Genomic DNA, 26,129 nt, shown 5'->3' on the forward strand with positions numbered 1-26,129 from the left:
TATTGGGGCGATTTTAGACGCAGATTATACGGATTCGCTTTCGCGAAAACGTTGATGTAGAAGGATTTTTTTAGATTGTTATTTTATTTAATTCGCATTATACAATTTTAATTAAGTAAGAAAAAGCATATATTTACAAATACAAAAAACAACGAAAATTGTATTTTATCAATTCGATCTTGTTTTTTACCTATGAGTATTTTTTTAAAGAATTTTAAATACCTTTGAATTATGAGCACAGCAACTAAACCCAAACATATTGGCAGAAATATTAGCCGAATAAGAGAACTTCGCGGAATGAAACAAGAAGCGCTTGCACAAGCAATTGGTACAAACCAGCAATCTATTTCCGGAATTGAAGGAAGTGAAGAAGTTGATGCTAAAAAACTGCTAGAAATTGCAAAAGCACTTGGCGTTACGGTAGAAGCTATTGAAAACTTTTCGGAAGAATCTGTTTTTAATTTCTTTAATAACTTTTACGATAATAGTGCTAATAATGGTTATTTAAATAACACTAATAATCATTGTACTTTCAATCCTCTTGATAAAGTCGTGGAACTTTACGAACGTTTGGTTCAGGCTGAAAAAGATAAGGTTGAGTATTTAGAGAAATTGATGAAATTGAAATAAGAGATTTTTCTTTTTATATAGAATTGAAAAAAGCGCAAAACTTTTAAGGTTTGCGCTTTTTTTTGGTTTATTAAATTATTGATTTGAAATTGAAAAATTTGCCAAATACTTAAGTTATTATAAATTTACTTTTTCAATTTCAAATCCTTTAAAAAAATCCAGTAATTGTTGTTCTTCTTCATTATCAGAAACTAATCTAACACAAATCAAATTCTTAATCGCTCTGGAACATGCTACATAGAAAAGTTTTTGGTTTTTAGATTTTTTATTTAAATCCTCTTCATTAACGTCATAGATTGATTTAAAACTATATTTATTCCAAAAGTATTCATCCATAACAACCATTACATTTTCAATTCCCGAACCTTTAGTTTTATGCATCGTAATATAGTTTGATTCAGTATTGCCATCAATATAATTGTAATAATTCAATATTTCTGCAAACTTCAATTCATTTGAAAACAATGTAATATAGAAATTTTTCTTTTTTCTATTTTTATCAAACTCTTCAAATTCTTCTTCAGATATATTAGAATCTATTTTCGCAATTTTTGTAAAAGAATTTTCTCCTTTTGTGAATAGAGTTTCTAATTCTAAAAATCTCTTATCTGATTCAATATTTTTAAGAAAAGAATCCTTATTAGAAATGTAATTCAAATATGAATCTGATTTCTTTATTAACTTGTTATTAAATGCGAAACGTAAAACTCTTTCAGCAGAACCAGTAGAATTTAATAATACATCAAAAATTCTTTTTATTTTAATCTTATCTCTAATAGATTTTAATTCAAAACCACATTTTTTCAGTTTGGTAAGAACAAAATTATAGTTTTTATTTTTATAAGCTGAACACAGATCATATAACTCAATCAATTGAATTCTTGCTAAAGTCTTTTCAATTTCTTCTTTTACTTCTGAATATCTGTCATTAAAAACTTGATAAAGAAAACTAAAACCTAACTCACTTGAAATAGACTTATTTGTTAACATTAACTTTTTAATTTCAGGATTTTCAATTGAACATTTAGCAATTAACTTATTGAGAGCATCAAAATAATTATTTTTATCTTCAATACTACTGAAAGCTGTTGGCTTCTTACCATAAATAGAGTAATATAGAGTAACTTCTCCCTTTCTATTATCAAAGACTTCTTCTTGCTTTAAAGCCAATTGTTGTTTCAAACCATCATTTCTAATTTTATTTACGAAATCTATTACTTTATCAGAGCATCTAAAATTATCTTCTTTTTCAATTTTAATTAATTTCAGTTCTTCTATTTCTTTTTCAACATCTCCAATCCCATCATCATAAATTCCTTGCATAGAATCTCCGAAAAACCCAACTGTTGTCTTATTATTTTTGGGTAATGCACTTAAAAAAACATCAACTATCTTTTCATTTGTATCCTGATATTCATCAATTAATACAAAGTCAAATTTATCACTAACAATTTTGCCAAGTAAATTATGTCTTTTAAAAAGTAAAGAAGCTACATGTAATAATTCATCATGTCCAAAAGATAGTTCTTTAAAATTATTATAACGTGTTTCATTATATCTTGCTTTATTATAGTCGATTGATCTAATCTCAGATAATATAATTTGATTTAATTTTTCTATTTCTTCGTTTAACTTATTATTAAAGTCTATTGGTGTTTTATCATATTCTTTTTTCCCAACAACTTTAGATGTCTTGTTTTCTGTTGTGGTAAATAACATTCTGGAATATTTCCCATATACTTTCTTAAACTTTTCATGCTCATTTGTATTATATACTTTCTCATCTTCTTCAGGTTCCAAAATTGCCCTGTTCATTCGCTCTATTTTAAAAACTTCAAAAATTGCCTCATGAATATTTTTTTTATAATTTTTAATTAAATCATTCAAAAATGAGTGTATTGTAGACACTAAGAAGTTGCTTCTTTCTCCAATTCTAGCCTGAATTTCTTCTACAGCAACATTTGTAAGTGTAATACAAACACCCTTTTTATCGGGGTAATTTTCAGTAATATACTCAAGTATTTGTTTTAAGGATTCTGTTTTGCCACTCCCTGCGCCACCTTGCAAAACAAAATTTTGAAATTTGTTCTGAGTCTTTTGATTATTATCAATAACTTCTTTTATTTTTTCAATTGCTGTCATTTAGCTATCCATTTTAATCCTTCAACAATATATAACGGAGTTTTCCATTTTACTTTATCAGTCAATGCTAAGTATAAAAGAGATGAAGCAAAATCTGATTTTCCATCTTTTTTTAAAATTTCTTTTGTAAGCTGATAAAAATCGATTCTACTTTCTACTATTTTTATTTTGTTTTGTATTCCAAGTATAGAATCTTTATGAGTAAAAATTTCATTTAAATTTATACTTATGAATGAATCTTCAAAACTTCTTCCTTGATAGGCATTTTCTTCACTTTGATAGAAAATTTTTATTAAAGTTTCTTTATCTTGTAAATTATTAGATTTCAAGTTAGAAATCCATTCATTAAAAATTTTAACCTTGTGAGGCTGATTATTTAGTTCTTTAATCTCAGGTAACTCTGGAGCTTTTAAAAAATGTTTTAATGTATAATTAGAAGTATTACTTCCTTCTGAAACAGGACAAGCAGTGTAAACAAGTAAATTTTTATTTTTCTTGCTAGGAGCTAATTTTGTTGTATCAAGATCTGTGAGGATTAAAGTTTTTATTCCTAAAAAGTTCAAAAAATGACCAAAAACTTTTGCATTCGCACCAACTTCAATGATGGAAATATTTTGTGATGATATCCTATCCTCTTGTTGCTCTTCAGGTATCAATTTATCATATTCGCTAATAAAGTAAGGTAAAAGCATTTTTTCAGATATTCCTTCAATAAATATAATTTTTTCAGCAAAAAATAATTCAGAAGTATAAAGAGTAAGATATTGCTTTAAAAACTTAAAATGATCGGTTTTACCATCTAAACTATATTTCGATTTGAGTTCAGAATGAAAATTTTTAATTTCAATCGTTTTAAATTTCTCATTGTAACTAAAATATCGAATATCTTGAAAATTACATTGAGAAACAATATGTGAAGAATGTGTAGAGATGAAAGTTTGTAAACTAACTTTTTTGTTAATTTCTTTAATTATTTCCTGAATTTTTTGGCTAAAAACATATTGCATTTGGGGATGAGTGTGTGCCTCTGGTTCTTCAATAAATAATAGATTAATATCTTTCTTTTCATCCAAAAAGTATTTTTTCTTTACTTCAATTTGAAGTAATAAATAAAGGATATTTAAATAGCCTAAACCATTTAAATGTTCTGGCAGATTATTTAAACCATCTCCATATACAATTTTAGAATAATTTGTAAAAATTTGCTTTGATTCTAAATCTGAAACAACCTTTAAGTCTTTAATGTAAAGGAACTTTTTAGCATTTTCTAAAAATGGTTCAAAATGGGCTTTATATTTTTCATCTAAAGTAGAATCCATGTCAGAAATCGCATTATTAATTTCAAAAAAATCAGCAGACGATTCTTTATTCTCTTTATTAAAATACTGCGTTGTCATTTCTGACAAAGCTCGTTTACCATTGCCAGTTGTTTCTGAACTTGAAACATTTCTTTTTGCATGAATCACTTGAAAATTAATTAAACTCTTTATGGCCGAAATATCTTTTTTAACAAGATTGCCTCTATTAGCTAATTCTAAATCAGAGTCATTCTCAAAAACATATATACTTTTATTAATTAAGTAATCTGACAAGTTCTTTTCAATAAATTTTTCTCTTTTGCTCGTAACTTGAGATAAATCTTTAAGTAATTTATCTTTATCAATTGAACATTCAAATAGAATTTTAACAATATTTATAGCAGGATCTAAATCTAGAATAAAATCAGAAATGTTTTCTAAAGAATCTTTTGCATTATATTTAATTTCGAGAATCATTTGGATAGAGAAATCTTCTATAACGGTATTATTATCTATCTTAAAAATTTGCTCTCTTAATGAAGTAGAAAAATCATAGAAATTAAATTTATAACTGTCATTTCTATAAAACTTATCAAAAAGCATTATGAATGAAGTTTTTCCACTATTATTTCTTCCAATTAAAAGAGACAATTCTTGTTTTTTATCTTCATCTAATACTATTGTTGTTTCTTTTAAAAGTCTAAAATTTCTAATTTTAATTTTACTTATGTACATATTACATTTTTTAAATTTTTTCAAATCTAATTACAAAAGAATCCTAAATATTACGGTAATCCGTAACTATAATGATTTTGTGAATCTTTTTATGATTGTCTCCAAATATATATAAACAAAAAGCCTTTAAACCCAGTAAAAACACCTGATTTAAAAGCCAACAAATAAATCTCTAATAATACCTAACAGGTTTTTGAAACCTGTTAGGAAACATCGCTATTTAGTAATCTTCATTATCAGGTAAAGCAGTTTTATTGCGTGTAGTTATTTCCCAATTCTCTTTTTGATATGGATTATCTATTTTATCAATTTGAACTAAAAACCTCAATTGCCCTTTGCGGTCGTCATCTTTATCAATTAAAACTCTAAATCCGTATCCTTTTATCTTTTCGATATATTCGTTGTCTAAAGGATTGTTCTGATAATAGCTTATTGCAACATTAATTTCTTTTGAAAACTGAGTATTCTTAGCTAAAAATTCTAATAATTGTAAAGCAGTTTCTTTTTTAAATTCAGTATCATTTATTTTATCCGGTTCTACTTTATAAAACGTATTAAACTCTAATATTAAATTATCACAGCCAACTACACTTGCATTAATTAGAGTATCATTCTTTTTATATATTTCTTCGATAGTTTCGGTATAATTATGCATTTCAATACTTCTAGTACGTTTTTCTACTTCAGGAATATCATTAAAAATAGTTTTAGATTTCAATTTTGCCAATTTACATTTTGACAAGTATGATTCTTCGTATAGATTTCCATTCTTGTATATAAATGATAATGAAGCCGATTTTAAATTTTCTACCGAACTTGAATACGTTCTGAAATTTTGTGTAACCTTAATTTTAAATTTATTACCAACAAAATTTGCTTCGTCAATTATATTGTATGAAAAAGGAGCATATCCCAGAATACTATGGGATTCTTTTTCCTTAATTTCATCTTTCATGATGTAAAAAATAAAATCATTGTTGGTGTTTGCATTTCCACCCAGCATTCCTTCAGATGATCTGAGAATTACATAATCTATGATTCCGTCATTATTAAAATCAGCTTTTTCATAAATAGAAAAAGAAACTGTATAAGGATCGCCATCATTTGCAAACGAAACGTAATAAGGAGATTCGTTTATTTGCATTTCCTTATACTTTTGTTCGCCAATTTCTTCGTTTAAAAGTCTTTTTAAAAAATTGCCTTCTATTTCTGTGGGAATTATTTTTTCCTCTTCTGGTTCTACAGCCGAAACTGTGTCTTTAGCACTTTTTTTATGTACTGTTTTGACTTCTTTTTTGCATGAAAATGCTAAGAGAATAAAGGCGAGAAGAATTATTTTTTTACTTTGAAAGCATATTGATTTACAAGTCATTAATCAATCTTATTTTGGGTTAAACTGCTGAAAATTAATTGGTTTTTCGGTATGTATATTAGTTGTAATATGACTTCAAATTAACAAATAAAAAACCACAAACTCACAAGATAAAATTGCAAATTTGTGGCATAAACTAATTAAATTATAATTCTAAATCCTAAAAAAGCTTTTAGAATTTTGAGTAGTTTCTTCCGCCACTTTATCTAAAGTAATTCCTTTAAACTGAGCAATTGTTCCGGCAACAAAAGGAAGAAAAGCAGGTTCGCAACGGCGTTCGTGGTATTGCTGCAAAAGGCTGTTCGGGACATTTTTAGGAAGCATAAACGGCGCATCGGTTTCGATCATCATTCGGTCAAGCGGTACGTACTGAATGACTTCTTTTAAATGGCTGAAACGTTTAACATCAGAAATCGCTCCCGTAAAACCCAGATAAAATCCGTTATCGAGATAGGTTTTGGCTTCCTGCAACGTTCCCGTAAAACAATGCACAACGGCTTTTGGCAATTGCGGTAAATAGTCTTTGGTGATATTCATAAAAGAATTAAAAGCGCTTCTCTCGTGCAAAAACAAAGGTTTCCTGACTTCAATCGCCAATTCTAATTGGGCTTTATAACATTCTTCCTGTTTGTTTCTGGGCGAAAAATCACGATCAAAATCGAGTCCGCATTCGCCAACCGAAACGACTTGTTTCTGCTTTAATAAATTTCGCAGTTTCGAAATGCTCTGCGCATCAAAACTCTTCGCATCATGCGGATGTATTCCTGCCGTTGCATACAGCACGCCGGGATATTGTTTTGCGATTTCTAATGACGCTTCGCTGTTTCGTACGCTCGTACCCGTTAGGATCATTTGCGATACATCGGCGTCAATCGCGTCTTGTACGACATCGTCTATGTCGTTTTGGAATTGTTTGTTGGTCAAATTAATTCCGATATCTATATATGTTTTCATTTTTTTGTTTTTTGCCACGAAGGCACTAAGACACAATTTTTTTTTATTCTTTGGTCTATAATTATTATTTTAATCTCGCAAAGTCGCGGAGTCGCTAAGTTTTTTTAAGCGCAATATTTGTCATTTCGAGGAACGAGAAATCTTCGCAAGTAGCTCCGCAATGTGAGTCCAATCTTTGTGGAGTTTCTCGCGAAGATTTCTCCTCCGTCGAAATGACATAAAATGAGAATAATCACTATGATGAGAAACCTTAGAATCTTAGTATCTTAGAACCTTAGCCTCTCAAAAAAACTAATCCTCACGACTCCCATCATCTGCCATTCTCACTAATTTTGGTGTAAACTTCGCTACAACATCAACTAAATCCTGTTGCGCTTCCATCACCTGATTGATATCTTTATACGCCATTGGGGCTTCGTCCAGACCCGCACCGATAAGCGTAACGCCATGATCTCTCAGTATCGATTTCATCTCGGTTGGTGTGATGTTTTTTATGGCTTGGGTTCTGCTCATTTGTCTTCCTGCTCCATGCGAAGCCGAATTAATGGCGTTCTCTTCGCCTTTTCCTCTCACCAAAAATCCCGGCGCGGTCATGCTTCCTGGAATGATTCCCATAACGCCTTTTCCGGCTGGAGTTGCTCCTTTTCTATGTACGATCACTTCTTCGCCGTTCCAGATTTCTTTCCAGGCGAAATTATGATGGTTTTCGACTTTCGCTAAAATCGTCGCGCCCAGAGCACGTTCCATTTTGTTATGGATAATCTCGTGACAAGCCGAAGCGTAATCTCCCGCCAAATTCATCGCCAGCCAATATTCTTGTCCCAATTGTGAGTTCATATCTAAATACGCTAAGTTTTTGGCCACTTCCGGAAGTTTACAAACGTCTTTTGCCATTTTAGTATAATGTCCGGCAATGGTTGCTCCCATTCCGCGTGAACCGGAATGCGTTAACAAAGCGACGTATTTTCCTTTTGGAATATTCAAAACCGCATCGTCTTTTGCAAATTCCATGATTCCGAATTCCACAAAGTGATTTCCGCCACCTGAAGATCCTAATTGCGACCAGGCTTTATCTTTTAAGTTCTTGACAAAAGGAGTCATATTAAAAGCATCGTTCTCCAAAACCGCATGATCTGATTTGTACTGACCGTGAAATCCGTGACCTGCTCCAAAAATAGAATTGGCAATTAATTCTTTTTTGAATTTGGCTTCGTTTTCAAAATAAAAAGCTTCCGGAATATCATAAACCGACAACGCCATTCTACACCCAATATCAACTCCAACACCATACGGAATAATGGCATTTTTTGTGGCTAAAACTCCTCCAATTGGTAATCCGTAACCTTGGTGCGCATCCGGCATTAAAGCTCCAGCAACGGTAACAGGTAATTTCATGGCCACTTCCATTTGTTTTCTGGCTCCGTCTTCGATATGATCTAATCCGTAAGCCGAATACGCATTCGGATTTTGATTTAAAGCGATGAAATCTTCTGGTTTTTCATTTGCTTTTTCGATCAAGGCAATTGCCAGTTTGCTGAAGATTTTATCGTCGATATAATTCTCCGGAGTTTCTAAGACTTTTTTGAAATTGACTATCATTTCATCACGTTTTAACCCGTGTCTTTTGCTGTTTATTCTTAAGGCAATCCCAATTATTTTTCCTTCTGGAAATCCTAATTCTAATATATCTGTACCGTTTATTTGTATTTTCATTTGTTTTCTTTTTTAAGGAACAAAGTTCCATAGGTTCATAGGTGCAAAGGTTTTGTACTACTGCGCAGTTATTTTAAAATCGACTGCCGTTTTTTTGTTGTTGTAATAAAATCTCATGAATTCTTCTAATTTCAGCTATAATTGGCTCCATTTCATATTCTACGTTGAACATTTTAAAAATATCCTTATCATAAAAATATGCTCTGAAAAATGTTCTATTATCATCTACAAAAGTTAATGGTCCCACATACTTTCGCGTTACTTTCCATGTAGAAAATTCTTTTAAAAAATCATCTAATTTTTCATCAAAATGTTCGATGTGATTTCGCATGTCTCGATTTTTTAAAACATTTGAATCATTAATTTCATAAACTTCGCGTAGTTTTAACCCTCTAATATTATAATGCACTTTTTTGCTTGAAGGCCAAAAAAATCTGGAAATTCCTCCCGCATTAAGAATAATATTCTCAAAAAAATCTAGAATCATATCATCATTTTTACAATGATAGTTCTTCTTCATCCAAAATTTATTTAATGATTTAGCATCATTTAAAACTGAATGTGTTTTCTTTAATAAAGATTCAATATAGAAAGCTTGATCAAAAGGATGGATTTCAAATTCTGAATTTCTCATATCACTCAATTTATTTTTTCAAAGATTCAAATACTATTGCGCAATTATTTTGCGTAGATTTTATTTCTCGCAAAGTCGCAGAGTCGCAAAGTTTTATTTAAAGTAATTCACTCATGGTTTGTTATTTTGACCTACGAGAAATGATAATAAAACTATTAATGATTTAAAAGTTCATATCGCAAGTATTCCTTCAAATTATTGCCAAACACTATTATATCAGCTCCGTGGACTGAAATAACCGGCGAGAGATCTTTATTTTTAAAAACCACAATTGCTCTATGATTATGCATTGGGATAAAACCCTCTATTTTTGAGACATCAAAACCAGCTTCTGTAAGAGCAGCTTCGGCCTCTATTTTAAATTCTTCGATTTCATCTATCAGCCATCTTGATTTATCATAATCTTCAGGATAATTATAAAAAAAGTTTTCTTTAGAGTATTTTACAATTGAGTTGTCTTCCGGACTAATCGAAATCATTGGTGTATCTAAATTCGTAAAAACGAGCAGCATTTCTCTATATTCCCATGGAAAATTAAATCCAAAAAGAGGTTCCAGTTTATCAATTTCTTTTCTGCTAATACCTTTTGTAAACTTGGTATTAGGTTGTATCTGAAATCCATAAACATTATTATAGAGTCGTATTTTTTCGAACTTCTTTTCGACTTTATATTTTATATCTTTTACTGTCATATCGTAAAATTTTATTTTTTAATAATTAAAAGAGGTAATGTTTAGGAATGGTTTAATTTTCTTTGGAACGAAGTAACCATTTCCTGACGACACTCTTTTTTTTAAGAGCAATATTCTATAAGCGACTTTTAGGATTCGAACCTAATATTATCATGCCGCGAAGTAGCGCTTTATAGACGGCATCTTATAAATTTGAAAAAGCAACAATTGATGAGAATTCTTTTTGGAACGAAGTATTTCTCACACACGACATTTTTCGGATTAAAAAGAAGTAAAAGGCAATAAGAGAAACGGGGCTTGTCTTGCCAGAGTCGAACTGGATAACCTTGCTGTTTCTACAACTTCGCTATTCCTCCCCAAATTTGAGACGAAGTAACCCTTATTTACGACATTCTTTTTTATTTTAAAGTACTGGATAATAATCAATAAGAGACTATATAATTGTGTGTTACCATTTCACTATCAGCCTAAACTGAACAGGATTCGAACCTGCACTACAATTCCCCTGAAGTAACTCTTATCTACGAAACCAATACTTTTTATTTTAAAACAAGGCAACTGGCAATAAGTGACATATCCTGCTCTAACCACTGAGCTACATTTCTGTAATTAAACAGAATTGGTGGGGATCGAACCCACGTCCCGGGCGTTATCAATGCGAAGTAACACTTATCTACGACACTTGTTTTTTATTCCTATTTTTCAATGAACTTTTCTATTGCAAAGATTCAAATACTACTGCGCAATTATTTCGCGCAGTAGATTTTATTTTTATAATTCTATTCTGTTGATGTAATTCAAAGCACTGCTTTTATCATCTAAAGCATTCAATACATCAAATACTTTATCTGACCAACCGGCGATTAAATGCACATCGTTTTTCTCGACATTTATTGGTGCCTGACCGTAACCTGCCAAATCAAACAAATACAATTTTGCATTTGGTGCGATATTTTTATAACGGCTCCAGGAATTTGCAAATGAATCTTTTGTGTAATTACTATTCCACATTTGAACATCTGTAAACAACATCACTTTATCTACTATTTCATTTCGGCTGATCAAATCTTCCAAAACCAAATAACCGTTTGTCGAATAACCTACTTCACCTTCACGTTTGTAATATTCGTCTACGTTTGACAATATGGCTCGTTTTGGCATATTGATTATTTTCCATCGATCACCAAACATACCACTCACCACATTTTTACAACGGTTTTGCATCAACATACCCAACATCAAACCAATATCGTAAAGCATTACTTTACTTTTTGGCGAGATATTTTTTTGCATCGAACCCGAAACGTCACAAGCAATTACAACTGACGTATTGATATCGAAACCTTTTATATTTTGCGCACTCACCATAACGGCATCTTCTAAAGCATCCAAAATCATAGATATATATTTAGAATCCAAAGTTTTTAACTCGCGATAAGCGGCTAAAAATCGGAATGGTAATTGTTTCGAATTTGCAACTGCTTTTTCATTAGAAAGATAATCACAAACTTTTAACATATGAAATCGTGAAACATTGGCTTCTACTATATTACGCAAATTTCGTAACAAAGCCATGTAACCAATTTTATTACTATCGATCAATTCTTCCCATTTTTGGGTGAATGCTTTTTGTTTTTCAGCTTCGTTAAAATATTTTATCTGACCTATTCTTGACAATTCGGTTTCCCAGGTATATGGTGTTTCTAAACTATCGTTTACTATTTTATTGAACAATGTTTGTTGTGCTTCGTCTTTTGCTTTTGGATGTACCAAAAACAAAGCGTCTTTTAATTTCACTGCACCATCACGGTTGTATTTTGCAAATTGATATTCATCAAATTTATTGAATGAATGTGCCAAACCTTTTTGTATTTGTTTAGACAAACGGTTTAATTTTTTGATTCCGTTTCGCTCATTTGCCATTTGGTAATACGCTAATAATTCAGTTATTTCGTCTGCACGTTGTATAACTTGCATAATCATTTTACTGATTAAGGAATCACCGGAATATATCTTGGCCAACTCTACTATTAATACTAATGGAACTGAGCGCATATGCATTTCGTTTCGGGCATAAACGGCTAGTTTTGCAACAAAAACGGGATCGGCTTTTTTGATCAACTCTTTAATTCTTTCTAAACGAGTTGTATCTTTTTCATAAAATGAAGCATTTAAACTTGTTGTTACAACCGCTGCATACAATTCATAATCTGTTCCTAATGTAAAAGCTGCTGCCTTTTCATAATTCACTACGGTGTTTTTTTCTTTTGCTAAAAAATTGAATTTCATAATTTCTCGTTTTTAAAAATTAAACAATCTATCGTTGTTCCCTTTTGACATTACAAAGATTTCAGAACTACTACGCAATTATTTTGCGCAGTAAAAAAAGAATTTTATATTTGAGTAAATATTGATTTAATAAAATTGCATAAATCCCTTTATCTACGGCATATTTATAGCGTTTTAAATAAAGTAAATAAAATTCTAGAGGGATAGACATATTTATAGTTTTAGATAGAAACAAGAAAGTCCCAGAGGGACGACATATTTATAGCCGTTTTAAGAATGTATTTTTAAGAGCCCCAGCGGGGTGACATATTTATTAGCCAACATAAAAACTAAGATGTCGCTCCGCTGGAGCTTTTGATTCACTTTGTAATAAATTGCTATAGATATTCCGCTCCGCTGGAGCTTGATACTGAATAATGTAAAATTGGTTATAAATATTACGCCCTTTTGGAGCTTTCATCAGATTTAAATAAAACAACATGAATTTAAATAAAATTTATTCTGAATTACTTTCGAATATTGGCTTTTCAGCAAATGAAATTCAACAAAACTGGCTGGAATTAGAAAAGGCATATTCTGGTAAATCAAGGCATTATCATAATCTGACGCATATTGCAACAATGATTGAGAGTTTTGAAACGTATCGTGATAAACTTGATAAGCCAAACGAAATATTGTTTTCTATTTTTTATCACGACTACATCTATAAAAGTTCTAAAAAAGACAACGAACTCAAAAGCGCCGAATTTGCTTTGTCGATTTTACCTGAAAATATCTCATTTGATCGCCAATTGGTTTTTGATGCGATTTGCGCTACACAACAACATCAGCATAATATAATAGAAGATATTAATTGGTTAATTGATTTTGATTTGAAGATTCTCGCCCGGGATTGGGAAGATTATAAAATCTATTTCGAACAAATTAGAAAAGAATACGGCATTTATCCTGATTTTCTATACAAACCCGGAAGAGCGAAAGCTTTGAAGCATTTTCTGGAAAATGAATTTATTTTCCAAACCGAGGAGTTTCGGAATTTGTATGAAGAGAAAGCGAGAATGAATATTGAAAAAGAGATAAACATTTTAGAAAGTAAAAAATAATCTCGCAAAGTCGCAGAGTCGCAAATTTTTTTTGCCACAGATTAAAGGATTAAAATGATTCCGTTTTTTATCTGAAAATAGGATGATAACACAACGTATTTCTGTAGAGACGCACAGCAGTGCGTCTAACACAAAGATGATCCATAACATGCTAAACGTAACCTGTCGGGTTTGCCAAAGATGCCAAAAAAACAGATTTTCTATTGACGTTTGTATATTGTAGAGACGCACAGCAGTGCGTCTACGCAACGAATGTCGATAACAATTGGTTTATCGAAATGTGAATAAATTGTGGTTACGTGGTGTTAGACGCACTGCTGTGCGTCTCTGCGGAAAATTGAGATGGAAAATTGAAATGGGAAATTAGAACGGAAAATTGAAATCAAAAAATCATTTTTTAATATTATAAAAACGAAATTTTCTTATTAACATATATGCGTGAGGGATTGCAGTGAAAATCCTTTTGTTTTTTTCTTTAAAAAACAAAAGATTGTAACGTAAAGCCCGACCCGGAGGGACACGCCCAAAAACATACACTATGTCACAAAACAAAAATGCCTTAATACGGTACAAAACCATTGACAAATGCTTGCAAAATAAATACAGGCAATGGACTTTGGAGGATTTAATCGAATGTTGTTCTGAAGCTTTGTTTGAATATGAAGGTCGGGAAAACCCAATTAGCAAACGAACGATTCAGATGGATATTCAGCTGATGCGAAGTGAAAAACTGGGTTATAATGCGCCAATTGTCGTGTATGACAAAAAATATTATAAATATGAAGATGATGAGTTTTCGATAACGGATATTCCGCTGACAGAAACGGATATGAATGTTTTGACTGAAACAGTTTCGATGTTGAAACAGTTTAAGGATTTCTCTTTATTTAATGATGTGTCGGATATTTTACAGCGACTGGAGGATAAAATCTACGCGGAAAAATCGCATACCAAACCGGTTATTTATCTGGATAAAAACGAGGGTTTGAAAGGTTTACATTATCTGGATGAAGTGTATCAGGCGATTATCAAGAAGATTGTTTTGGTGATTACTTATAAATCGTTTAAATCGAGAGAAGAGGCTAAGTTTCATTTTCATCCTTTTATATTGAAGGAGTTTAATAACAGATGGTTCTTGGTAGGAAAGAAAAAAGGGGCTGCTCCTATTACCAATTTGGCTTTAGATCGAATTATTAGTATTGATTATGATTTTAATCTGCCTTATTTAGAGGAAGATTTTGATGCTGAATTATTCTATAAAAATGTAATTGGCGTTACGGTGAATTCCGGTTTACAGCCCAGAAAAATCGAATTGTGGATTGATGCCGTAAATGCGCCTTATGTTATTACCAAACCTTTGCACCATACGCAAAGACTAATTAAGGAAAATGAGGACAAAAGTATTATTGTGCATTTGTTTATTTCGCCTAATTATGAAATGGAACGCATACTGTTAGGTTTTGGTGATGGTATAGAAATTATCAAACCGGAAAACTTACGAAATCGTATGAAAAAGATCCTTGAGAAGGCTATTTCGCGCTATGACGCTGAAGACAAGACTGAATTAAACGCATGATTTTTTACAAAATATAGAATTTTATCTTAAATTAAAACCATAAAACGTTTTTTACAGCATCAATTTTGTTAAAATCTCAAAAAAGAATAGTATATTTCAATTAAAATTAAACCATAAACCACTCTAAATCAGAGATATTTTTTTACTAACCAAAAATTTATCATAAATTAATATGCATGCATAGTATTTTTTGATTATATTTGAAATCGATATAGTTACATATGAAAGAGAAAACAATAGATTATATTTTGCGAGCTACCTGGCAAGCTGTATCAAGAATGTACAATGAAGAAGCTGCTAAATACGATGCTACAATGGCGACGGGATTTGCACTTTTGAGTATTGACAAGGAAGACGGAACTCCGTCTACCGCATTAGGGCCAAGAATGGGAATGGAAGCTACGAGCCTGACGAGAACATTGAAATCGATGGAAGACAAAGGTTTGATTGTTCGAAAGAAAAACCCAACGGATGGTCGCGGTGTTTTGATATACCTAACCGATTTTGGAAAAGAAAAAAGAGAGTTATCTAAAAATACAGTTCTGAAATTTAATGAAACGATCAGAAAACATGTTTCGGATGAAAAACTAAACCATTTCATCGAAGTTTCTGAAATCATCAACGAATTAATTCAGGACAAGAATATATTTAATCAAACAGAAAAAATAGAAAATGAATAATACCACTTCATATTAATGAAACGGTTTATTTCAAATTCAAAAAAAACAAAAACAAATATTAACGACTTATGAAACGCACAATTAAAAAAGTTGCTGTAATTGGATCCGGAATTATGGGTTCAGGAATAGCTTGTCATTTTGCCAATATTGGTGTTGAAGTTTTACTGCTTGACATCGTACCCCGCGAGTTGACAGAAGCTGAAACTAAAAAAGGATTAACGCTTGAAAGTAAAGTTGTTCGCAACCGTGTAGTAAACGAGCACTTGACGAATTCATTAAAATCGAAACCGTCTCCTATCTACAGTCAAAAATTTGCCAACAGAATTACAACTGGAAATACAACTGACGATATGGCTAAAATTGCCAATGTTGACTGGATTATCGAGGTTGTTGTAGAGCGTTTGGATATCAAAAAATTAGTTTTTGAGCAAATCGAGAAATTCCGTAAACCGGGAACTTTGGTTACTTCAAACACTTCTGGTATTCCAATTCATTTTATGAGCGAAGGAAGAAGCGAAGATTTTCAACAACACTTCTGCGGAACTCACTTTTTTAACCCTGCGCGTTACTTAAAGTTATTTGAAATTATTCCTGGTCCAAAAACTTCAACTGAAGTATTGGATTTCTTAAACGAATATGGTTCTAAATTCTTAGGAAAAACTTCGGTTGTTGCTAAAGATACTCCGGCGTTTATTGGAAACAGAATTGGGATTTACGGAATCCAAAGTTTATTCCACTTGGTAAAAGAAATGGGATTAACGATTGAAGAAGTTGATAAATTGACTGGACCGGTTATTGGTCGTCCAAAATCGGCTACTTTCCGTACGGTTGACGTTGTTGGTTTAGATACTTTGGTACACGTTGCCAATGGTATTTATGAAAACTGCCCGACAGACGAACAACACGAATTGTTTAAACTTCCTGATTTTATCACAAAAATGATGGAGAACAATTGGTTAGGAAGCAAAACAGGACAAGGTTTTTATAAAAAAGTAGATAAAGATATTCTTTCTTTAGACTTAGATACATTAGAATACCGCGCTGCAAAAAAAGCAAATTTTGCTACGCTTGAACTGACAAAAACTATCGATAAACCTATCAATCGTTTTAAAGTTTTAGTAAAAGGAAAAGACAAGGCGGGAGAATTCTACCGTAAGAGTTTCGCTGGAATGTTTGCTTATGTGTCAAACAGAATTCCTGAAATCTCAGACGAATTATTCAAAATTGATGATGCGATGAAAGCTGGTTTTGGATGGGAAAATGGTCCATTCGAAATTTGGGACGCGATAGGTGTTGCCAACGGAATCGAAATCATGAAAGCAGAAGGTCTTGAACCAGCTGCATGGGTTACTGAAATGTTGGCTTCCGGAAGCGAAAGTTTCTATACTGTAAAAGAAGGAGCTACTTATTTCTATAACATTCCAACAAAATCACAAGTTAAAGTTCCTGGACAAGATTCATTTATTATCCTAAACAACATTCGCGAAAGCAAAAAAGTTTGGAGCAATAGTGGTGCAATCATTGAAGATCTAGGAGACGGAATCTTGAATTTAGAATTCCAATCTAAAATGAATACTATTGGTGGCGATGTACTTCAGGCTATCAATAAAGCAATCGACTTATCTGAAAAAGAATATCAAGGTTTAGTTATTGGTAACCAAGCAGCAAATTTCTCTGTTGGAGCTAATATCGGAATGATTTTCATGATGGCGGTTGAGCAGGAATATGACGAGTTGAATATGGCAATCAAATTGTTCCAGGACACAATGATGCGCGTTCGTTATTCATCAATTCCAGTTGTTGTTGCGCCTCACGGAATGACTTTTGGTGGTGGATGCGAAATGAGCTTACACGCTGATAAAGTGGTTGCTGCTGCTGAAACTTATATGGGATTAGTTGAATTTGGTGTTGGTGTACTTCCTGGTGGTGGTGGATCTAAAGAAATGGCTTTGAGAGCGTCTGATTTATTCCGCAAAAATGATGTGGAATTAAACGTTCTTCAAGAGTATTTCTTAACAATCGCAATGGCTAAAGTTTCGACTTCTGGTTATGAAGCTTTTGATACAGGACTTCTTCAACATGGAAAAGACGTTATTGTGGTAAACAAAGATCGTCAGATCGCTGAAGCTAAAAAACATGCTTTGCTAATGGCAGAAGCTGGTTATACACAGCCTATCAGAAGAACTGATGTGAAAGTATTAGGAAAACAAGCTCTCGGAATGTTCTTAGTAGGAACAGATCAAATGGAAGCTGGAAAATACATTTCTGAGCACGATAAGAAAATCGCTAACAAACTGGCTTACGTAATGGCCGGTGGTGATTTATCTGAAGCGACTTTAGTATCTGAACAATATTTATTAGATATCGAACGTGAAGCTTTCTTAAGTTTATGTACTGAACGTAAGACTTTAGAGAGAATTCAATATATGTTAACTAAAGGAAAACCTTTGAGAAACTAGTATCAAGTAATAAGAATTAAGTATTAAGAAATGCACCAGTTTGAAAAATTAAAGATTTGGCAGAAAGCAATGGATATTGCAGTTCATGTTTATGAGATTTCTTCATTATTACCCAATGACGAGAAATTCAATTTAATTCATCAAATAAAAAAATGTGCTGTTTCGATTCCTTCAAATATTGCTGAAGGTTCTGGGAGAAATTCAGACAAAGAATTTATGCATTTTTTAGGAATTGCAAATGGTTCAACTTTTGAATTGATAACTCAATTAATACTTGCTAAAAGACTTAAGCTTGTAAGTGAAGATCTAATTCAACCACCTATTAATCAATTAGTAGAGGTTTCAAATATGAATTTTTAATTTCAAAGATCACTAAAAGATAAAATCAACAAAACAATTGGAAAATCTTAATACTTAATTCTCCAATCTTAATACAATCATTTATGAAAACAGCATATATAGTAAAAGCTTACCGTACTGCGGTAGGAAAAGCACCAAAAGGGGTTTTTAGATTTAAAAGACCTGATGAATTAGCTGCAGAAACCATTCAGTTTATGATGGATGAGTTGCCTGATTTTGACAAAAAACGTATCGATGACGTTATGGTAGGAAATGCCATGCCGGAAGCTGAACAAGGACTTAATGTTGGACGTTTGATCTCTCTTATGGGATTAAAAGTAGAAGATGTTCCCGGTGTAACAGTTAACCGTTATTGCGCATCTGGATTAGAAACTATCGGAATGGCGACTGCTAAAATCCAATCAGGAATGGCAGATTGTATCATTGCAGGTGGTGCAGAAAGTATGAGTTTTATTCCGATGGGAGGTTACAAACCAACTCCGGATTATAAAGTTGCTGCTGCAGGTCACGAAGATTACTATTGGGGAATGGGTTTAACTGCTGAAGCGGTTGCTAATCAATACAAAATATCTAGAGAAGATCAGGATGAGTTTGCTTATAACTCTCACATGAAAGCCTTGAAAGCTCAGGCTGAAGGGAAATTCGACAAACAGATCGTTCCGATTACTGTTGAGCAGACTTTCATCAATGAAAATGGTAAAAAAGAAACTAAATCTTATGTTGTAAAACAAGACGAAGGTCCAAGAGCCGGAACTTCTGTTGCTGCTTTGGCTGGTTTGAGACCTGTTTTTGCTGCTGACGGAAGCGTAACTGCCGGAAACTCTTCTCAAATGAGTGATGGTGCTGCTTTTGTTTTAATCATGAGCGAGGATATGGTGAAAGAATTAAACCTTGAGCCAATTGCAAGATTGGTAAACTTTGCTTCTTCTGGTGTTGAACCAAGAATCATGGGTATTGGTCCAGTAAAAGCAATTCCGAAAGCCTTGAAACAAGCTGGTTTAGAATTGAAAGATATTGACTTGGTTGAATTAAACGAGGCTTTTGCTTCTCAGTCTTTGGCTGTAATTCGCGAGTTAGGTTTAAATCCAGATATCGTAAACGTAAACGGTGGAGCGATCGCTTTAGGACACCCTCTGGGTTGTACTGGTGCTAAACTTTCTGTTCAGTTATTCGACGAAATGAAACGCAGAGGTAATAAATACGGAATCGTTTCTATGTGTGTGGGGACTGGGCAAGGAAGCGCTGGTATCTACGAGGTATTATAAGAAAGTATTGTCTCCTATTTGTCATTTCGACGAAGGAGAAATCACACTAGTAATTCGACAAAGTAACCATCTAATTTGTCATTCCGAGGAACGAGGAATCTCCACGATGATTTTCCACACAGCTGATAATCTTTGTAGAGCAACTTGCGAAGATTTCTCCTTCGTCGAAATGACAAGATTGAGGATAAAAGCATAAATAAAAAGATACTAAAAACAAAAAAAAATAAAAGTCATGAGCGACAAAACAAGAGGAGGTCAATTCCTAGTTAAAGAAACAAAGTGCGAAGATATCTTTACACCTGAAGATTTTTCGGAAGAGCAGTTAATGATGCGTGACTCTGTAAAAGAGTTCGTTGACAAAGAATTATGGGCACACAAAGATCGTTTCGAAAAGAAAGATTATGCTTATACTGAATCATCTATGCGTAAAGCTGGTGAACTTGGACTTCTAGGGGTTGCGGTTCCTGAGGAATACGGCGGATTAGGAATGGGATTCGTATCTACAATGCTGGTTTGTGATTACATTTCTGGTGCTACAGGATCGTTCTCAACTGCTTTTGGTGCTCATACAGGTATTGGAACTATGCCAATAACGCTTTATGGTACTGAAGAACAAAAGAAAAAATACGTTCCTAAATTGGCTTCTGGAGAATGGTTTGGAGCTTATTGCTTAACTGAACCAGGCGCAGGATCTGATGCTAACTCAGGAAAAACTAAAGCAGTTTTATCTGAAGATGGAACACACTACTCTATTACAGGACAAAAAATGTGGATTTCGAATGCAGGTTTCTGTAGCGTTTTCATCGTTTTTGCCCGTATTGGAGATGACAAAAATATTACTGGTTTCATCGTAGAAAACGATCCGTCAAACGGAATTTCTATGAATGAAGAGGAGCATAAATTAGGAATTCGTGCTTCTTCTACTCGTCAGGTTTTCTTCAACGATACGAAAGTTCCTGTTGAAAACATGTTGTCTGAAAGAGGAAACGGTTTCAAAATCGCAATGAACGCTTTGAACGTTGGTCGTATTAAATTGGCTGCAGCTTGTTTAGATGCACAACGTAGAGTAACTTCAAATGCAGTAAAATATGCTAACGAAAGAATCCAATTTAATACTGCAATTTCATCTTTTGGAGCGATCCGTTCTAAACTAGCTGAAATGGCAACTAATGCATACGCTGGAGAAAGCGCTTCTTACCGTGCTGCAAAAGATATCGAAGACAGAATCGCTGCTCGTGAAGCAGAAGGAACTTCTCACCAGGAAGCTGAATTAAAAGGTGTTGAAGAATATGCTATCGAATGTTCTATCCTTAAAGTGGCAGTTTCTGAAGATGTTCAGGCTTGTGCTGATGAAGGAATTCAGATTTTTGGTGGAATGGGATTCTCTGAAGACACTCCGATGGAAAGTGCGTGGAGAGATGCTCGTATCGCTAGAATCTACGAAGGAACAAACGAAATCAACAGAATGCTTTCTGTAGGTATGTTGATCAAAAAAGCAATGAAAGGTCACGTTGATTTACTTGGACCAGCAATGAAAGTTTCTGAAGAATTAATGGGAATTCCATCTTTTGATACTCCTGATTTCTCTGAATTATTTGCTGAAGAAAAAGGAATTATCGCTAACCTTAAGAAAGTTTTCTTGATGGTTGCCGGAAGTGCTGTTCAAAAATACGGTCCGGATTTAGATGCTCACCAACAGTTATTAATGGCTGCTTCTGATATCTTAATCGAGATTTACATGGCTGAAAGTACAATCCTTAGAACTGAAAAATTAGCCAAAAATCAAGGTGAAAATAAAGTACAAGAGCAAATTGCTATGGCAAAATTATACTTGTATAAAGCGGTAGATATTGTAAACTCAAGAGGTAAAGAAGGAATTATTTCTTTTGCTGAAGGAGATGAACAACGTATGATGTTAATGGGATTAAAGCGTTTTACAAAATACACCAACAATCCAAATGTTGTAGCCTTAAGAGAGGTTATTACATCTAAATTAGTTGCAGAAAACGAATACTGCTTCTAATATAAAAATAGTTTTTAGCTTTTAATTTGTTTAAACCCGCACTTATACGAAACAGTGCGGGTTTATTTTTTTCTACCATCTGTTGGGAGACAGCATTGCGTCTTATGCAAATCGTTTTTTCACCATATAAGTGATATAAGTTCATTTAAACATAACGCTCAAATTTAAACTCATACAGCATTTATTTTAATAATTAACCATTTACATTTAATAATTAATTATTTGGTTTCATAATCAAATCATGATCTCCCTCAGAACTTAGGTTTAAAAAACGCTCATATTCCCTCAAAACATCTGAGATAATTCCGTCTTTACTCAAATATTGAATGTCATATCCTTTACGATGATCTCCAAAATAAGTAACGGGTTGAAAAATAAATTCCAAGTCAATGTCGGGAGTATTTTTTTCATTTAGTAAGGTTTCAGAAACCGTTTGTTTCTGAGCCATTACCCCATATTTAAAGTTGCGCAACTGATCGTATTTTATTTCTAACTCAACGGCTTGTTGGGGCGTAGAAAAAGAATTGATGTGTGCCTCAATATTATTTTTAGCCAATTCGACTACTAATTCTTCAAAAGCTTTTTTCACCGTTTGATTCAAAAATTTATGAATGTCTTTCTTTTTAGAAACAGTCACGATCTTTTCTAAATGCTCTTTCCAGTTATTGTTGTTCCAATTCAAACTTCCGTGCGAATATTTTTTGGCACTATATTCACTGTCTACAACCAATGCTTTCCATAAGTTATAACACAAAAGCGCCATAATAATTCCGAAAGGCAAAGCAGTAATCAATGTCATCGTTTGAAGAGATGCCAAACCACCCGAATGCAATAAACTTAATGCTAAAAGAGACAATAGAATACCCCAAAACACACTTTGCCATTTTGGAGAACTCACTGCTCCTTTTGATGCTATACCATTCATTATAAAAATTCCCGAATCTGCTGATGTGATAAAAAACACGCAAATAATAAGAATAGATAAAATATTTAAAAACGTAGTAAAAGGGAAATAAGTAAAGAAATTAAACAATAATGTATCCGGGTTTTTAGCAAATTCGCTTAAAGCTCCGTGTGCGATATGTTCATCAATCCAGACGGCGCTGCTCCCAAAAACTGTCATCCACAAAAAATTAAAAAACGCAGGAATAAATAATACCGCCAGGATAAACTCTCTTATAGTTCTTCCCTTAGAAATTTTTGCAATAAATAATCCAACATAAGGCGCCCATGAAATCCACCATGCCCAATATAAAATAGTCCACTTAGAGAACCATTCCTGGCTTCCCTGTTCATAAGCATATGTATTAAAAGTAAGTGAAATGAAATGACTGATATAATGCCCCAGACCTTCTGTAAAAGTACTTAAAATGTAGATTGTTGGTCCAAAAACTAAAATAAACAACATTAATAAAACGGCCATAATAATGTTCAGCTCACTTAATTTTTTGACCCCCTTCCCTAAACCTGAAATGGCCGAAAGAACAGCAATTACCATTACTACCAAAACAATAATAATTTGATAACTAAAACTGGATTCCGAGATTAAATGAAGACTAACTAATCCGGCACTTAATTGCACCACTCCAAAACCAAGTGTTGTCGCAATTCCGAAAAAAGTACTGCACAAACCAAAAACATCTACAATATTGCCAAACCTTCCGTGAATTCTATTTTTTAAAATTGGATAAAATCCACTTCGAATTGCAAGTGGCAAATTGTGTCTGTAGGCAAAATACGCCAATGAGAGTCCTACTACACCATAAATCGACCAGGCATGAAAACCCCAATGGAAAAAAGTATACAATTGCGCTTCTTTCGCACGTAAATTATCCGCCAAATTAGCATTTGCCGGCGTTGCATAATGCGACATCGTTTCCCCTACTCCAAAATACATTAAACCAATTCCCATTCCGGCGGCAAAAAGCATTGCTATCCAGGAAAAAAAAGAATATTCAGGCTCAGAATCATCTGCACCCAATTTTATTTTTCCAAATTTACTAATTGCCAGTGTGATCAGAAACAAAACGAAAACAGTCACTAACAATACGTAAAGCCAGCTTAAATTTTTAAATATTATTTCTTTTACAATATTAAGTGCCTGCTCCGTGTCCTTCGAAAAAAAAACGCAAAACAATGAAATTGCAATAATTATAGCTAAACTTGGTAATGCAACTGATTTTGTAAAATTGGTTTTAAAGACACTTGAGCTTTTAGATTTATTCATGATGAAATGGTTTGTCACTATTATCAAAGCAGATTCTGAACCTTAGATTAAGATTAAGAAGTTTTTGATAACAAATACAGTTTTGATAATTTATGTAGAGATGTATCGTAAATTTAATCAAAAAGAAAAAAAAATCCTATTTAAACGCAATGAAATTGATTTTTAAAAGAAAAAACCTAACAAATGAGGTGGATACTGTTTAGCTATTTAACTAGTATTTTACTCGAAAAGCTCTATATTTAACATTCTAAAAACTTTAAAAAACGTAAAATGAAACAAATTAACCTGATTGCTTTGCTTTTATTTTGCATTGGTACCACAAATACCTTTGCTCAAAAAAACAAAAAGATGGACATCATTGCTTATTATACCGGCGATGATAAATTAATTAATGAGTATGAGGTAAACAAACTCAACCAGATTATCTTTAGCTTTTGCCATTTAAAAGATGGAAAACTAAGCGTTGATTCTCCTAAAGATTCTACTACAATTAAGTATTTGGTTTCCTTAAAAGCATCGAATCCGCAACTTAAAATTATTCTTTCACTTGGTGGCTGGGGAGGTTGTGAGCCTTGTTCTGCTGCATTTTCTACTGCTGAAGGAAGATTAACTTTTGCAAAATCAGTAAAAGAAGTGAGTGATTACTTTAAAGTAGATGGTTTAGATTTAGATTGGGAATATCCGGCAATTGAGGGACTGCCTGGACATTTATTTCAAGCTGCTGACAAACCAAATTTCACAGAATTAATTAAAATTTTACGTTCTACTTTAGGTAAAAAGTACGAATTAAGCTTTGCTGCAGGAGGTTTTCAAAAATGTTTAGATGAATCTATCGATTGGAAAGGAGTTGCTCCATTTGTAAACCGCATCAACATTATGAGTTATGATTTAGTAAACGGTTATTCGACAGTTACAGGACATCATACTCCTTTATACAGCACAAATCCAAAAGAAGAATCTACAGACAGAGCTGTAGAGTTTTTACTAAAACAAGGAATTCCTGCTGAAAAATTAGTTATAGGAGGCGCTTTTTATACCCGAACATGGAAAAATGTAGCCAATGTAAACAACGGTTTATACCAATCAGGTGAGCACATTCAGGGTGTTCCTTTCAAAAGTTACGAAGATACGTATACAGAAGCAAATGGCTGGAAATATTTTTGGGATGACAAAGCAAAAGCAGCTTACTGGTACAATGAAAAAGAAAAAACTTTTGCAACGGGAGATAATCTAACTTCTATTAAAGCGAAAGCAGAATATGCAAAATCTAAAAAATTAGGCGGAATCATGTTCTGGGAACTTCCATTAGATAGTCCTCGTGACGGAATGGTAAATACTATTTATCAAGTTAAAATAGCGAAGTAACCCAATTGGTTTCTTAAAAATAAAAAACGGCAGTTATATGAGGTAACTGCCGTTTTCTATTTATATATAAGAATGTCTTTTACAATTTTGATTTATCCAATTCGCCAATAAAAGGAATTGATTCTAAAATCTCTGCTCTTATTATGGTTTGCAGATAAACTTCTAACTGAAGAAATTTTGCCGCATTTATTGCTCCAACAGCTTTTTTAGCCTGATTATAAGTTTTAGAATATAATTTCTCGTAAGCCAAATGATTTTTCAGGGTTCCTTTTGCTAATTCATCTGCTTTGGCATCTGTCAATGTTGCATAATTGGCCGCATAATCATTAATTAACTGAAACTTGGTTTGTCCCAGAGCTTTACGCTCTGTTTCATAATTATCATAAACTTTAGTAAATGCAGCAGACTGAGTATCTGACAAATTCATGTATTGTTTTACAAGATCACTTTTTGATTTACCATAAATGCTTTGCAACACATCTATATCTTCTTTAAACGAAGATTGAGCATAAGATGAAAACGAGGCAATTGCCATAATAAGAATAAGACTAATTTTTTTCATAGTATTGATTTTTAATTGTTTGTAAAAAATAAGAGGTTATCAAATATACT

19 protein-coding genes are annotated in these 26,129 nt (G+C 32.8%); 9 read left to right on the forward strand and 10 right to left on the reverse strand.

The window, feature by feature from the left end; genetic code table 11:
* Window positions 1–231: 231 nt before the first annotated feature.
* On the forward strand, window positions 232–630 hold the full coding sequence (locus L0669_RS21575; protein ID WP_263759919.1) for a helix-turn-helix domain-containing protein: 399 nt from the start codon (window positions 232–234) through the stop codon (window positions 628–630).
* A 117-nt stretch (window positions 631–747) separates the two neighbouring features.
* On the opposite strand, the gene L0669_RS21580 is transcribed toward L0669_RS21575, so the two are convergent.
* From L0669_RS21580 to L0669_RS21615, 8 genes are all read right to left on the reverse strand, one after another.
* Window positions 748–2,772, reverse strand: coding sequence for a UvrD-helicase domain-containing protein (locus L0669_RS21580; RefSeq protein ID WP_263759920.1), 2,025 nt, complete (start codon window positions 2,770–2,772; stop codon window positions 748–750).
* Window positions 2,769–4,805, reverse strand: coding sequence for an ATP-dependent nuclease (locus tag L0669_RS21585; protein WP_263759921.1), 2,037 nt, complete (start codon window positions 4,803–4,805; stop codon window positions 2,769–2,771). Before L0669_RS21585 ends, L0669_RS21580 begins: the two co-directional genes overlap by 4 nt.
* Before the next feature lie 220 nt (window positions 4,806–5,025).
* Window positions 5,026–6,177, reverse strand: a complete 1,152-nt coding sequence (locus tag L0669_RS21590; protein WP_263759922.1) for a hypothetical protein — start codon at window positions 6,175–6,177, stop codon at window positions 5,026–5,028.
* Between the two features lie 153 nt (window positions 6,178–6,330).
* Window positions 6,331–7,131, reverse strand: coding sequence for a TatD family hydrolase (locus tag L0669_RS21595; protein WP_263759923.1), 801 nt, complete (start codon window positions 7,129–7,131; stop codon window positions 6,331–6,333).
* Between the two features lie 291 nt (window positions 7,132–7,422).
* Window positions 7,423–8,844, reverse strand: coding sequence for an RtcB family protein (locus tag L0669_RS21600; RefSeq protein ID WP_263759924.1), 1,422 nt, complete (start codon window positions 8,842–8,844; stop codon window positions 7,423–7,425).
* A gap of 73 nt (window positions 8,845–8,917) precedes the next feature.
* Window positions 8,918–9,478 carry a hypothetical protein gene (locus tag L0669_RS21605; protein WP_263759925.1) on the reverse strand — a complete coding sequence of 187 codons (561 nt, stop codon included), beginning with the start codon at window positions 9,476–9,478 and terminating at the stop codon, window positions 8,918–8,920.
* Between the two features lie 155 nt (window positions 9,479–9,633).
* A complete protein-coding gene (locus L0669_RS21610) occupies window positions 9,634–10,170 on the reverse strand; it encodes a hypothetical protein (RefSeq protein WP_263759926.1) in 537 nt (178 codons plus the stop codon).
* Between the two features lie 771 nt (window positions 10,171–10,941).
* Window positions 10,942–12,459, reverse strand: coding sequence for a TROVE domain-containing protein (locus L0669_RS21615; RefSeq protein ID WP_263759927.1), 1,518 nt, complete (start codon window positions 12,457–12,459; stop codon window positions 10,942–10,944).
* 479 nt (window positions 12,460–12,938) lie between these two features.
* Here L0669_RS21615 and L0669_RS21620 point away from each other — a divergent pair, with 479 nt between their 5' ends.
* The 7 genes from L0669_RS21620 (at window position 12,939) to L0669_RS21650 (ending at window position 21,925) form a co-directional block, all read left to right on the forward strand.
* Window positions 12,939–13,562: an HD domain-containing protein gene (locus L0669_RS21620; protein WP_263759928.1), complete on the forward strand. Its 624-nt coding sequence runs from the start codon at window positions 12,939–12,941 to the stop codon at window positions 13,560–13,562.
* A gap of 538 nt (window positions 13,563–14,100) precedes the next feature.
* A complete protein-coding gene (locus L0669_RS21625) occupies window positions 14,101–15,138 on the forward strand; it encodes a helix-turn-helix transcriptional regulator (RefSeq protein WP_263759929.1) in 1,038 nt (345 codons plus the stop codon).
* Window positions 15,139–15,359: 221 nt separating this feature from the next.
* Complete coding sequence (locus tag L0669_RS21630) at window positions 15,360–15,818, forward strand: MarR family winged helix-turn-helix transcriptional regulator (protein ID WP_173971236.1); 459 nt, start codon at window positions 15,360–15,362, stop codon at window positions 15,816–15,818.
* A gap of 68 nt (window positions 15,819–15,886) precedes the next feature.
* Window positions 15,887–18,277 (forward strand): 3-hydroxyacyl-CoA dehydrogenase/enoyl-CoA hydratase family protein, encoded by a 2,391-nt coding sequence (locus tag L0669_RS21635; protein WP_263759930.1) that lies wholly within the window; start codon window positions 15,887–15,889, stop codon window positions 18,275–18,277.
* Between the two features lie 30 nt (window positions 18,278–18,307).
* Window positions 18,308–18,637: a four helix bundle protein gene (locus L0669_RS21640; protein WP_263759931.1), complete on the forward strand. Its 330-nt coding sequence runs from the start codon at window positions 18,308–18,310 to the stop codon at window positions 18,635–18,637.
* 83 nt (window positions 18,638–18,720) lie between these two features.
* Window positions 18,721–19,902 carry a thiolase family protein gene (locus tag L0669_RS21645; RefSeq protein WP_041515965.1) on the forward strand — a complete coding sequence of 394 codons (1,182 nt, stop codon included), beginning with the start codon at window positions 18,721–18,723 and terminating at the stop codon, window positions 19,900–19,902.
* Window positions 19,903–20,134: 232 nt separating this feature from the next.
* A complete protein-coding gene (locus L0669_RS21650) occupies window positions 20,135–21,925 on the forward strand; it encodes an acyl-CoA dehydrogenase family protein (protein ID WP_263759932.1) in 1,791 nt (596 codons plus the stop codon).
* A 214-nt stretch (window positions 21,926–22,139) separates the two neighbouring features.
* Here L0669_RS21650 and L0669_RS21655 read toward each other — a convergent pair whose 3' ends face one another.
* Window positions 22,140–24,152 carry a BCCT family transporter gene (locus L0669_RS21655; RefSeq protein WP_263759933.1) on the reverse strand — a complete coding sequence of 671 codons (2,013 nt, stop codon included), beginning with the start codon at window positions 24,150–24,152 and terminating at the stop codon, window positions 22,140–22,142.
* A gap of 270 nt (window positions 24,153–24,422) precedes the next feature.
* On the opposite strand from L0669_RS21655, the gene L0669_RS21660 reads away from it, so the two are divergent.
* Window positions 24,423–25,517 carry a glycoside hydrolase family 18 protein gene (locus tag L0669_RS21660; protein WP_263759934.1) on the forward strand — a complete coding sequence of 365 codons (1,095 nt, stop codon included), beginning with the start codon at window positions 24,423–24,425 and terminating at the stop codon, window positions 25,515–25,517.
* Window positions 25,518–25,596: 79 nt separating this feature from the next.
* Here the strand turns inward: L0669_RS21660 and L0669_RS21665 are convergent, their stop codons facing one another.
* On the reverse strand, window positions 25,597–26,079 hold the full coding sequence (locus L0669_RS21665) for a hypothetical protein (protein WP_173971243.1): 483 nt from the start codon (window positions 26,077–26,079) through the stop codon (window positions 25,597–25,599).
* Between the last annotated feature and the right edge of the window lie 50 nt (window positions 26,080–26,129).

It is taken from the genome of Flavobacterium bizetiae (assembly GCF_024271895.1).
Taxonomy (GTDB): domain Bacteria; phylum Bacteroidota; class Bacteroidia; order Flavobacteriales; family Flavobacteriaceae; genus Flavobacterium; species Flavobacterium bizetiae.

Bases quoted from the DNA above. Each gene is read 5' to 3' on its own strand.
- L0669_RS21575 (WP_263759919.1), top strand. From the start codon at position 232: ATGAGCACAGCAACTAAACCCAAACATATTGGCAGAAATATTAGCCGA.
- L0669_RS21580 (WP_263759920.1), bottom strand. From the start codon at position 2,772: ATGACAGCAATTGAAAAAATAAAAGAAGTTATTGATAATAATCAAAAG.
- L0669_RS21585 (WP_263759921.1), bottom strand. From the start codon at position 4,805: ATGTACATAAGTAAAATTAAAATTAGAAATTTTAGACTTTTAAAAGAA.
- L0669_RS21590 (WP_263759922.1), bottom strand. From the start codon at position 6,177: ATGACTTGTAAATCAATATGCTTTCAAAGTAAAAAAATAATTCTTCTC.
- L0669_RS21595 (WP_263759923.1), bottom strand. From the start codon at position 7,131: ATGAAAACATATATAGATATCGGAATTAATTTGACCAACAAACAATTC.
- L0669_RS21600 (WP_263759924.1), bottom strand. From the start codon at position 8,844: ATGAAAATACAAATAAACGGTACAGATATATTAGAATTAGGATTTCCA.
- L0669_RS21605 (WP_263759925.1), bottom strand. From the start codon at position 9,478: ATGAGAAATTCAGAATTTGAAATCCATCCTTTTGATCAAGCTTTCTAT.
- L0669_RS21610 (WP_263759926.1), bottom strand. From the start codon at position 10,170: ATGACAGTAAAAGATATAAAATATAAAGTCGAAAAGAAGTTCGAAAAA.
- L0669_RS21615 (WP_263759927.1), bottom strand. From the start codon at position 12,459: ATGAAATTCAATTTTTTAGCAAAAGAAAAAAACACCGTAGTGAATTAT.
- L0669_RS21620 (WP_263759928.1), top strand. From the start codon at position 12,939: ATGAATTTAAATAAAATTTATTCTGAATTACTTTCGAATATTGGCTTT.
- L0669_RS21625 (WP_263759929.1), top strand. From the start codon at position 14,101: ATGTCACAAAACAAAAATGCCTTAATACGGTACAAAACCATTGACAAA.
- L0669_RS21630 (WP_173971236.1), top strand. From the start codon at position 15,360: ATGAAAGAGAAAACAATAGATTATATTTTGCGAGCTACCTGGCAAGCT.
- L0669_RS21635 (WP_263759930.1), top strand. From the start codon at position 15,887: ATGAAACGCACAATTAAAAAAGTTGCTGTAATTGGATCCGGAATTATG.
- L0669_RS21640 (WP_263759931.1), top strand. From the start codon at position 18,308: ATGCACCAGTTTGAAAAATTAAAGATTTGGCAGAAAGCAATGGATATT.
- L0669_RS21645 (WP_041515965.1), top strand. From the start codon at position 18,721: ATGAAAACAGCATATATAGTAAAAGCTTACCGTACTGCGGTAGGAAAA.
- L0669_RS21650 (WP_263759932.1), top strand. From the start codon at position 20,135: ATGAGCGACAAAACAAGAGGAGGTCAATTCCTAGTTAAAGAAACAAAG.
- L0669_RS21655 (WP_263759933.1), bottom strand. From the start codon at position 24,152: ATGAATAAATCTAAAAGCTCAAGTGTCTTTAAAACCAATTTTACAAAA.
- L0669_RS21660 (WP_263759934.1), top strand. From the start codon at position 24,423: ATGAAACAAATTAACCTGATTGCTTTGCTTTTATTTTGCATTGGTACC.
- L0669_RS21665 (WP_173971243.1), bottom strand. From the start codon at position 26,079: ATGAAAAAAATTAGTCTTATTCTTATTATGGCAATTGCCTCGTTTTCA.